Annotated in this window: 9 protein-coding genes; 2 read left to right on the forward strand and 7 right to left on the reverse strand. The window is 72.4% G+C overall.

Going from position 1 to position 9,741, the window contains the following annotated elements:
- On the forward strand, positions 1 to 447 hold a 447-nt coding region (locus tag AC1DP0_RS12320), incomplete at its 5' end, for a phosphotransferase family protein (RefSeq protein WP_478084846.1).
- Positions 448 to 459: 12 nt separating this feature from the next.
- Here the strand turns inward: AC1DP0_RS12320 and AC1DP0_RS12325 are convergent.
- On the reverse strand, positions 460 to 1,692 hold the full coding sequence (locus AC1DP0_RS12325; RefSeq protein ID WP_478084847.1) for an AGE family epimerase/isomerase: 1,233 nt from the start codon (positions 1,690 to 1,692) through the stop codon (positions 460 to 462).
- Positions 1,693 to 1,876: 184 nt separating this feature from the next.
- Between AC1DP0_RS12325 and AC1DP0_RS12330 the strand changes: the two genes are divergently transcribed.
- Positions 1,877 to 2,431, forward strand: a complete 555-nt coding sequence (locus AC1DP0_RS12330; protein WP_478084848.1) for a hypothetical protein — start codon at positions 1,877 to 1,879, stop codon at positions 2,429 to 2,431.
- A 372-nt stretch (positions 2,432 to 2,803) separates the two neighbouring features.
- On the opposite strand, the gene cobA is transcribed toward AC1DP0_RS12330, so the two are convergent.
- The 6 genes from cobA to AC1DP0_RS12360 all read right to left on the reverse strand — a co-directional run.
- Positions 2,804 to 4,066, reverse strand: coding sequence for a uroporphyrinogen-III C-methyltransferase (gene cobA / locus AC1DP0_RS12335; RefSeq protein ID WP_478084849.1), 1,263 nt, complete (start codon positions 4,064 to 4,066; stop codon positions 2,804 to 2,806).
- The gene (locus AC1DP0_RS12340) at positions 4,054 to 5,388 is read right to left on the reverse strand and encodes a sulfate adenylyltransferase subunit 1 (RefSeq protein WP_478084850.1); all 1,335 of its coding nucleotides are present in this window, start codon (positions 5,386 to 5,388) and stop codon (positions 4,054 to 4,056) included. Before AC1DP0_RS12340 ends, cobA begins: the two co-directional genes overlap by 13 nt.
- Positions 5,388 to 6,380: a sulfate adenylyltransferase subunit CysD gene (cysD, locus tag AC1DP0_RS12345; protein WP_478084851.1), complete on the reverse strand. Its 993-nt coding sequence runs from the start codon at positions 6,378 to 6,380 to the stop codon at positions 5,388 to 5,390. The genes AC1DP0_RS12340 and cysD overlap by 1 nt, the downstream gene beginning before the upstream one ends.
- Positions 6,377 to 7,144 (reverse strand): phosphoadenylyl-sulfate reductase, encoded by a 768-nt coding sequence (locus AC1DP0_RS12350; RefSeq protein ID WP_478084852.1) that lies wholly within the window; start codon positions 7,142 to 7,144, stop codon positions 6,377 to 6,379. The genes cysD and AC1DP0_RS12350 overlap by 4 nt, the downstream gene beginning before the upstream one ends.
- The gene (locus tag AC1DP0_RS12355) at positions 7,141 to 8,865 is read right to left on the reverse strand and encodes a nitrite/sulfite reductase (protein WP_478084853.1); all 1,725 of its coding nucleotides are present in this window, start codon (positions 8,863 to 8,865) and stop codon (positions 7,141 to 7,143) included. The genes AC1DP0_RS12350 and AC1DP0_RS12355 overlap by 4 nt, the downstream gene beginning before the upstream one ends.
- A gap of 194 nt (positions 8,866 to 9,059) precedes the next feature.
- A partial coding sequence (locus AC1DP0_RS12360) for a lytic transglycosylase domain-containing protein (RefSeq protein ID WP_478084854.1) occupies positions 9,060 to 9,741 on the reverse strand: 682 nt, incomplete at its 5' end.

A 9,741-nucleotide genomic window follows, 5' to 3' on the forward strand; every position in this document is an offset into this window, starting at 1 on the left:
GCCCTCGTCGACGAGCTCGTCGCCGTCGAGTCGGTCATCGAGCCGCACGAGTCGACCATCGTCTGCCACCGTGACCTGTGGGCCGACAACGTGCTCGCCACCGAGGACGGACGGGTCTGCGTCGTCGACTTCGAGAACCTCGGCCCGGCCGACCCGAGCCAGGAGCTCGCGATGGTGCTCTTCGAGTTCGGCGACGACGACCCGTCGCGGGCGCGACGCATCCACACGGCCTACCGCGACGCCGGTGGCCCGGGGCGGGTGACGCGGCGTGGCCACTTCACGATGCTCGTGGCCGAGCAGGCCCACATCGGTCAGCTGGCGTGCTCCCGGTGGGTCGGGGCGAGCCGCGAGTCCGACCGTGAGCGTCTCGCCGCGTGGTTCCTCGAGATCCCCGACGACCCGGTCACCCTGCCGCGCATCGACCGGGTGCTCGCCGCCGTCACCTGACGACCGCGGCCGTCACCAGCCGCCGCGCGCCGCGCCGATGAAGCTCGCCGCCTCGGGCAGCAGGGGCAGCACGGTGGCCTGGTAGGCGTGGTAGACGTCCGGGCGGCCCGACCACACCCGGCTCGACGGGCGGTTCTGCGCATCGAGCTCGTGGCGCCACGAGCCGTCACGCTCGTCGACGAGGTGGCGGGCGGCATACGCCCACCACCGCTTGTAGTCCTCGGCGTATGCCGTTTCGCCCGTCGCGCGGTGGAGCGTCCACGCGGCGGCGATCGCCTCGGCGACGACCCAGTGCATGCGCTCGCGCACGACGGGCCGGTCMTGGAAGTCGGTCGTGTAGACGAAGCCGGGCGCGCCGTCGACGTCCCAGCCGCGCTGGACGCCCGCGGCGTAGAGGCCACCGGCCGCGCCCGGGATCCACGCGGGCGCCTCGTCGCCGAGCGCGGTTGCGACGTGCAGTGCCAGCCGCGACCACTCGATGAGGTGGCCGATCGTCACGCCGTAGGGCTGGAACGGGTGGCCCGGGTCATCGACGTTGTGGTCGAGCATCGGGCGCCACTGCTCGTCGAAGTGCTCGGGCAGGCGCCAGTCGTGCGAGCGCGCGAAGCCGTCGACGACCCGGGTCAGCACGCGCGTCGCGCGGTCGAGCCAGACCCGGTCGCCCGTGACGTCCGCCGCGGCGAGGAACGACTCGACCGTGTGCATGTTGGCGTTGACGCCGCGGTAGGGGTCGAGACGCGACCACGACGCGTCCCACTGGTCGACGACGAGACCCTCACCCTCGTCCCAGAAGTGGTCGACCATGACACCGAGCGCGTCGTCGAGCAGGGCCCGCCCGTCCGGGTGACCGACACCCGTCGCGGAGGACGCGGCCAGGACGACGAAGGCGTGTGCGTACGCCTCCTTGCCACCGTCCTCCTTGCCCGCGACCGACAGCCAGCCACCGTGGCGGTCGTCGTGCAGCGTCGTGCGCAGCGCCTGGACGCCGTGGTCGACGAGGTCGGCCGCTCGGGCGTCGCCGTGGAGGTGGGCCAGCGCGAAGGTGTGCGTCATGCGGCACGTCACCCACGTCTCGGCCGGGCGGCCGGGCGTCAGCCGACCCGCGTCGTCGAGCCAGCCGAAGCCCCCTGCAGGGTCGAGCGAGAGGGTGGCGACGTCGACGAGCCGGGCCGCCGCGTCGTCGAGACGTCGGGCCTCGGCCTCCGGAAGGCTGGGGGCGCTCTCGGGATGGGGCGTCACGGGCATCGTCGTCCTTGTCAGGTGGGTGCGGGCGGGGTGGTCGGCAGTGCGTCGACGCACGCTGCGGCGACCTGCTCGGTCCGGCGCCGCGGCTGCGCGGTGCCTCCCGGAGGAGGCGACGTGCCCCATCCTCGCGCACACCCACGCTCGGTGTACGACCGTCGCGGCCTCCGCGGCATATCGTGGCCGCGTGACGAGCATCCGACGCCTCATGCTGGCGCAGGTCAGGTCGCTCGGGTCGCGGAACGCCTGCCTCGCGGCGGGCGACGTGCCCGGGGGTCCCTGGGTCGCGCGGGGAGGGCGGACCTACCGGACCGGGGCGAGCGGCAGCACGAGCGAGGCCATCACGAGGGCTCGGGCGAGTCGGTCGGTGACGAGCGTGCGCGCCTACCAGGAGGTCGGCCGGGCCGACCTGTTCATCCAGGTCATCCCGTTCGCGTCACCGGAGGACGCACGCGCTGCGCTCACGGAGMTGCGGGCCCTCCCGCGAACGATGCCGAAGAGCAAGGGTCTCTCCGACGTCGGTGCCCTGCGGGCGGTCGCGGCGCCTGCGGTGGCCGGCACGACCCACGTCGAGGCGGCCGAGCAGCCGTTCGTCCTCGACGGTGAGCACTCACGCACCCTGACCGTGTGGTGCGTGGTCGGTGACACCGTCGTCGTCGCGGCGCTCGGTGGGCGAGCCGAGGTCGTCAGGTGGCCACAGCTCGCGGCGATCGTCGAGGCCCAGGCAGCCGCGCTCGGCTGACGCGGGCCGGTCGGAGAGGACTCGTCAGGAGCGGCCGAGGAAGCGGCCGAGGAAACCGCCTCCGCCCTGGGCCTTCTCGGCCGGAGCGTGCCCGGGGCACCGTTGGCCCGAGGGGACGTTGCGCATGACCTGGTCTACGTGCTGGCCGCAGCCCGCCCACGTCGTCTTCCCGCAGGTCCTGCAGGTCGCGGCTCGGCACATGATGACTCTCCTCGGCGTCCGTTGATACCCACAGGGGTATGTCTCCCGGCTCACGATAGCCGACGCAGAGGGGCCAGGCCAACCCGCCGACGACGTCACCGCCTGACCGGCAGGAGCGCGCCTTGAGCCACACCCCCAGCACCACCCTCGAGGCGCTCTCGACCGACGCCGTCAGGGAGTAGTCGCTCCCGCGGGCCTGGATCGCCAGTCSGGGCCGAGGCGCACGACGTCGCCGACGACCACGACAGCCGGCGCCTGCACGCCGCGCTCCCGAGCGAGGCCGCCGATGGTGGCCACCGTGCCGACGGTCGTGCGCTGGTCGGGGGCGAAGCCACGCTCGACGATCGCGACGGGGCAGTCCGCCGACCGGCCGTGCTCGACGAGCAGCTCGGCGGTGCGCGCGAGCTGGGTCACGCCCATGAGCAGCACGAGCGTGTGGTCGCCACCGGTCGGCAGCACCGGGATGTCCTCGTGGCCGGTGACGACGGTGAAGCCGCGCGCCACACCACGGTGGGTCACGGGTATGCCGGCTGCCGAAGGGACGCTCACCGCGCTCGTCACGCCGGGCACCACCTCGACGGGTATGCCGTGTGCCTGGCACGCGTCGCGCTCCTCGCCGCCGCGCCCGAGCACGTAGGGGTCACCGCCCTTGAGCCGGACGACGCCGAGGCCGCGCTGCGCCTCCTCGACGAGGATGTCGTTGATCCGCGCCTGTGGGACCGGGTGGTTTCCGGATGTCTTCCCGACGTCGATGACGCGCACCGACGCCGGGAGCCGGTCGACGACGGCGCGTGGGGCGAGCCGGTCGACGACGACGACATCGGCGGACGCGAGCAGCTCGTGTCCGCGCGCCGTGAGCAGGCCGTCCGTGCCGGGTCCCCCGCCCACGAGAGCGACCCAGCCGTGCCCGCCGTGCTGTTGGGGCTGCCGGTGGGTCCGGGTGCGGCGCAGGTCGATGGTGCCGGAGACGAGCGCCCGCTCGACCCCGTCGCGGACCGTCACGGCCAGACCGGGGTCGCCGGCGGCATAGGCAGCCACGGTGACCCGGCCGTCCGGGGTGCTGACGTCAGCGCGCGCGGCGACGCTGGCAGAGGTGCCTGCCGCGTCGGTCGCGTCGACGCACCAGACGCGCAGGGCCTCCGCGTCGGCGGCGACCTCGCGGTCGACGGACGGCTCGCCCGTCGCGGTGTGCACGAACCACGCGTGGTCGAGGTCGGCGGGGCCGGCATAGTCCCGCTCGACCCAGTCGACGCGGCCCGCGGCAGCCAGGTCGCGGAGGTCCTCACAGAGCCACGGGGAGACGACGCGGACGGCCGCCCCCTCGTCGAGGAACGCCTTGACCCGGCGCGCGGACACCGGCCCGCCGCCGACGGCGACGACGAGGCGCCCGGTCAGGTCGAGCACGACCGGCAGCGCTGACTTCAGATGTCCCATTCCTCGTCACCCTCCGGCTCGGTCGGCGCGGAAGCCGCGGTGGGGAGCGTCGCGCCGACCATGCCGGCGGCGACAGTGCGCCCGTCGTGGGCGTCGATGAGCAGGAACGAGCCGCCACGGCGGGAGGTCGAGTAGTTCTCGACCGGCAGCGGCGAGGCCAGGCGGAGCGTGACGAGACCGATGTCGTTGAGGGACAAGGCCTCCGACGCGACGGCGTGCAGGCCGTCGAGATCGAGCGCGCCGTCCAGCGAGCGGACGGCGGTCTGGACCGTGCGCGACCCGTGCTTGAGCAGCAGGCGCTGGCCCGGACGCAGTGGAGCATCGCCGAGCCAGCAGACGACGGCCTTGATGTCCTGGGTCGGCTCAGGCGCGTCGGCGACGGCGGCGATGACGTCGCCGCGCGAGAGGTCGATCTCGTCGGCGAGGCGCAGTGTCACCGACTGCGGGGCGAAGGCCTCGTCGAGCGACCGCTCACCGAGGTCGATGCCGGCGACGGTCGTGTGCCGCCCCGACGGGAGGGCCACCACCTCGTCACCGACGCGCACCACGCCCGAGGCGACCTGGCCGGCATACCCCCGGTAGTCGCGGTAGGCGTCGTCGCGTGCCGCACCCTGCGGGCGGATGACGAGCTGCACCGACAGTCGGAAGGACTCGTGCGACGGGTCGTCCGACGGCGGCAGCGCCTCGAGCAGCTCGAGCAGGCTGGGCCCGGAGTACCAGGGCGTGCGCTCGGAACGCTCGGCGATGTTGTCGCCGTCGAGGGCGCTGACCGGGACGGCGATCGCGTCGACGACGCCGAGCTCGCGGGCCACGGCCTGCACCTCGGCCTCGACCCGCTCGTAGACCTCCTGCGAAAAGTCGACGAGGTCGATCTTGTTGACGGCGACGACGACGTGCGGCACCCGGAGCAGCGCGGTGACGGCGAGGTGGCGTCGGGTCTGCTCGAGCACGCCCTTGCGGGCGTCGACGAGGAGCACCACGACGTCCGCGGTCGAGCTGCCGGTGACCGTGTTGCGCGTGTACTGCACGTGGCCGGGGCAGTCGGCGAGCACGAACGATCGCTTCGCCGTGGCGAAGTAGCGGTACGCCACGTCGATCGTGATGCCCTGCTCGCGCTCCGCCCGCAGGCCGTCGGTGAGCAGAGCGAGGTCGGCAGCTGTCAGGCCCCGGTCCCGGCTGACTCGCTCGACGGCAGCGAGCTGGTCGGACAGGACGGACTTCGTGTCGTGGAGCAGCCGCCCGACGAGGGTGGACTTTCCGTCGTCGACGGACCCGGCGGTCGCCAGGCGCAGCAGCGTGCCCGCGGCAGTGGCAGTTGCCATCAGAAGTAGCCCTCCTTCTTGCGGTCCTCCATGGCAGCCTCGGAGGTCCGGTCGTCGGCGCGCGTGGCGCCGCGCTCGGTCAGCGTGGAGGCGGCCACCTCGACGACGATGTCGGCGTTCGTGCGGGCCGGGGACTCGACGGCCCCGGTGCACGACATGTCACCGACGGTGCGGTAGCGCACGACCCGGGTCTCGACCGGCTCGTCGTCACGGGGCCGGCTCACCGGGCCGACGGCGAGCCACATGCCGTCGCGGTTGAAGACCTCGCGCTCGTGGGCGTAGTAGAGCGGGGCGAGCGGGATGTCCTCCCGCTCGATGTAGCGCCAGATGTCGACCTCGGTCCAGTTGCTGATCGGGAAGACGCGGACGTGCTCGCCCGGACGGTGCCTGGGGTTGAAGAGGTTCCACAGCTCGGGGCGCTGGTTCTTCGGGTCCCACTGGCCGAACTCGTCGCGGAGGCTGACGATGCGCTCCTTGGCGCGCGCCTTCTCCTCGTCGCGCCGGCCGCCGCCGAAGAGGCCGTCGAACCGGTGCTCGGCGATCGCGTCGAGCAGCGGCATCGTCTGGAGCGGGTTGCGGGTGCCGTCGGCGCGCTCACGCAGCCGGCCGTCGTCGATGTAGTCCTGCACGCTCGCGACGACGAGGCGCAGACCGAGACGCTCGACGGTCTCGTCGCGGTAGGCGATCACYTCSGGGAAGTTGTGGCCGGTGTCGACRTGCAGCACCGGGAAGGGGATCGGCGCCGGCCAGAAGGCCTTGGTCGCGAGGTGGAGCATGACGACGGAGTCCTTGCCCCCGCTGAAGAGCAGCGCGGGACGCTCGAGCTCGCCGGCCATCTCGCGGATGACGAGGATCGCCTCCGCCTCGAGCACGTCGAGCTGGCTCAGCCGCCGGTCGTCCGCCCCTTCCGGGTATGCGGACCGCAGCGTCGCGACATCAAGCTCGGTTGGCGAGATGGCTTGGGCTGCAGTGGGGTTCACGGTCGTCGTCATGTGTGGAGTCCGCACTCGGTCTTGGCGAAGCCGGCCCAGCGGCCGGCACGGGGGTCCTCGCCGGGCTCGACCCGGCGGGTGCACGGCTCGCAGCCGATGGAGGGGTAGCCGTCGGAGAGCAGCGAGTTGACCTCGACCCGGTGCTCCTCGGCATACGTGATGACGTCGTCGAAGGTCCACGCGGCGATCGGGTTGATCTTGACGAGGCCGTTCTTCTCGTCCCAGGAGACGAGGGGCGTCTCGGCACGGGTCGGCGACTCCTCGCGGCGCACGCCCGTCACCCACGCCTCGTAGGTCCCGAGGCTCCGCGCCAGGGGCTCGACCTTGCGCATCTGGCAGCAGAGAGCCGGATCGCGCTCGTAGAGCCGCGCGCCGTACTTCTCGTCCTGCTCGGCGACGGTGAGCTCGGGCAGGACGTCGACGAGAGTGATCGGGAGGTCCTCGGCGACGATGTCGCGGGTCACCAGGGTGTCCGAGAAGTGGTAGCCGGTGTCGAGGAAGAGCACGTCGACGCCGGGCGCGAACCGCGAGACGACGTGCGGCAGAACGGCATCCGCCATCGAGCAGGCGACCGCGAGGGTGCCGTCGAAGTGGAAGGCCGCCCACGCCGCGACCTCGTCGGCCGTCGGCTCACGCTCCGGGTCGGCACCCAGGCTGGCGTTGAAGTCGTCGACCAGGGCCTTGAGCTCGGCCTCGCTCCGGCGCCGGCGCGGCACCTTCGGCGTGGCCAGGGCGACTCGGGTGGAGGTGGGGGTGGCGCTCACTGCAGGGCTCCTTCTTCGGCTCGGTGACTCCACTGGGCGAAGGTCTCGCCGTCGACGCGCCCCGCGACGTAGGAGCGCACGACGCGCTCGACGTAGTCGGGCAGCTCCGCGGCCGGGACCTTGAGACCGCGGACCGTGCGACCCAGACCCGCCTCGTCCCGGTCGAAGGACGCGAGCCCACCACCGAGGTGGACCTGGAAGCCGGGCTGCTGCTCGCCGTCGACGGTGATGATCTGGCCCTTGAGGCCGATGTCGGCCGTCTGGATGCGGGCGCAGGAGTTGGGGCAGCCGTTGACGTTGAGCAGGATCGGCGCGTCGAGCGAGCCGTCCTCGACGAGGTCGGCGAGCCGGGTCTCGAGCTCCGCGATGGCGGCCGTGGCGGTCAGCTTCGTCTCGACGATGGCGAGCTTGCAGTACTCGATGCCGGTGCACGCCATCGTCGTGCGACGGAACGGGCTCGGTCGGGCCGTCAGGCCGAGCCCCTCGAGGTCGGCCACGAAGGCGTCGACCCGGTCAGCGGGGACGTCGAGGACGACGAGCTTCTGGTGCGCCGTGAGCCGCACGGCGCTGGCGCCGTAGGACTCGACGAGATCGCCGAGGCCGGTCAGCAGGGTGCCGCTGATGCGGCCCACCGTGGGGGTCGCGCCGACGTAGAAGTTGCCGTCCTTCTGCCGGTGCACTCCCACGTGGTCGCCCGGGCCCGTGGCGGGCGCCGGCGGCGGTCCGTCGGGGAGCGCGTGGCCGAGGTACTCCGTCTCGAGCACCTCGCGGAACTTGGCCGGACCCCACTCGGCGAGCAGGAACTTCAGACGCGCCTTGTTGCGCAGTCGGCGGTAGCCGTAGTCGCGGAAGATCGAGATGACGCCGTGCCAGACGTCCACGGCCTCGTCCTCGGACACGAACACGCCGATGCGCTCGGCCAGCCGGGGTGAGGTCGAGAGGCCGCCGCCGACCCAGAGGTCGTAACCGGGGCCCAGCTCGGGGTGGACGACGCCGACGAGCGAGATGTCGTTGATCTCGTGGACGACGTCGAGGCTGGGGTGCCCGGTGATGGCCGTCTTGAACTTGCGCGGGAGGTTGGACAGGTCGAGGTCGCCGATGTACTTCTCGGTGATCGCGGCGATGACCGGAGTCGGGTCGATGATCTCGTCGGCCGCCACGCCGGCGACCGGGCTGCCGAGGAACCCGCGGGGGGTGTCGCCGCAGGCCTCCGTCGTCTGCAGGCCCACGGACTCCAGGCGCCGCCAGATCTCGGGCACGTCCTCGATGCCGACCCAGTGGTACTGCAGGTTCTGCCGGTCCGTGATGTCGGCGGTGTCGCGGGCGAAGTCGGTGGAGATGCCGCCGAGCACCCGCAGTCGCTCCGGGGTGAGCGCCTGGCCGTCGCTGCGGACGCGCATCATGAAGTAGCGGTCGCTCAGCTCGTCGTCGTTGAGCTGCGCCGTGCGCCCGCCGTCGATGCCGGGGCGCCGCTGGGTGTAGAGCCCCCACCAGCGGAAGCGGCCCGACAGGTCCTGGGTCGGGATGGAGTCGAAGCCCTCACGGGAGTAGGTCTGCTCGATGCGTTGACGGACGTTGAGACCGTTGTCCTCGGACTTCCACGTCTCGTTACCGTTGAGGGGCTCCGGGCCGTCGACCTTCCACTGCCCGTTGGAGCGGTCGCCGCGGGGCGGGCGGGTGGCCGCACGAGCTGCGGGGCCGGAAGACTCGGTGACGGTCATGTAATCGAATGTATAACCGCCGATTATCCAGCGCTGCAACCGGTCCACACTCCGGGCCTTTCCTACCGGGCTGGTCGGAATGGCTTGGCGAGCTGCCCGAAAGGGACGGATGACGCACCTTCGTCACCCGGTCACGCTCAGCGGGTGCCCCGGACGCCTCGAAGGTGCGTCATCCGTCCCCGGACTGGCCGCGGTCAGGGGCCGGCGAGCTGCCCGGAGTCGACCGCCTGCATGATGCCGAGCACGGTCGCGAGGTACTGCTGCGAGTGGTTGTAGGACAGGACCGCCGCCTGGAGGTCCGCCGGCCGCGACAGGTCCCGGCCCCCGGAGCACAGGTAGCCGGCGGCGGCGAGGGCTGCATCCTCGACGTTCTGCGGGTCGTCGACCCCGTCGCCGTTGCCGTCGGCTCCCCAAATCCGCCACGTGCCGGGGATGAACTGCATCGGGCCGACGGCGCGGTCCCAGACGGGGTCGCCGTCGTAGCGGCCGCCGTCGGTGTCCCGGATCGCCGAGAACGCCCCGCCCGAGAGCGCGGGCCCGCGCACCGGGGGCACGGCGTCATGCGCTGCATCGAGCGTGCGTCCCCGCAGCGACGACGACTCGACCTCGCCGATGGCAGCCAGCAGCATGACGGGGAGATGGCAGCTGCGCTCCCGATCGGCCGCGGAGGCGTATGCCGCCCAGATGACCTCGTCATCGGACAGCCGGGTCTGGTTCGTGATGGCCTTGGGCGACACCGCCACGGCAGCCGGGACCCTGAGGTCCGCCTTCGGTCGCCACGGGGTCGGGCTGCTGCTCGAGCCGCCGCCGGGCTCGAGCTCGGTGTCGGGCACGGGAGTCGCGTGCTCGACCGATAGGACAGCCGCGACCCGGATC

Source organism: Terrabacter sp. P5_B1, assembly GCF_056400505.1.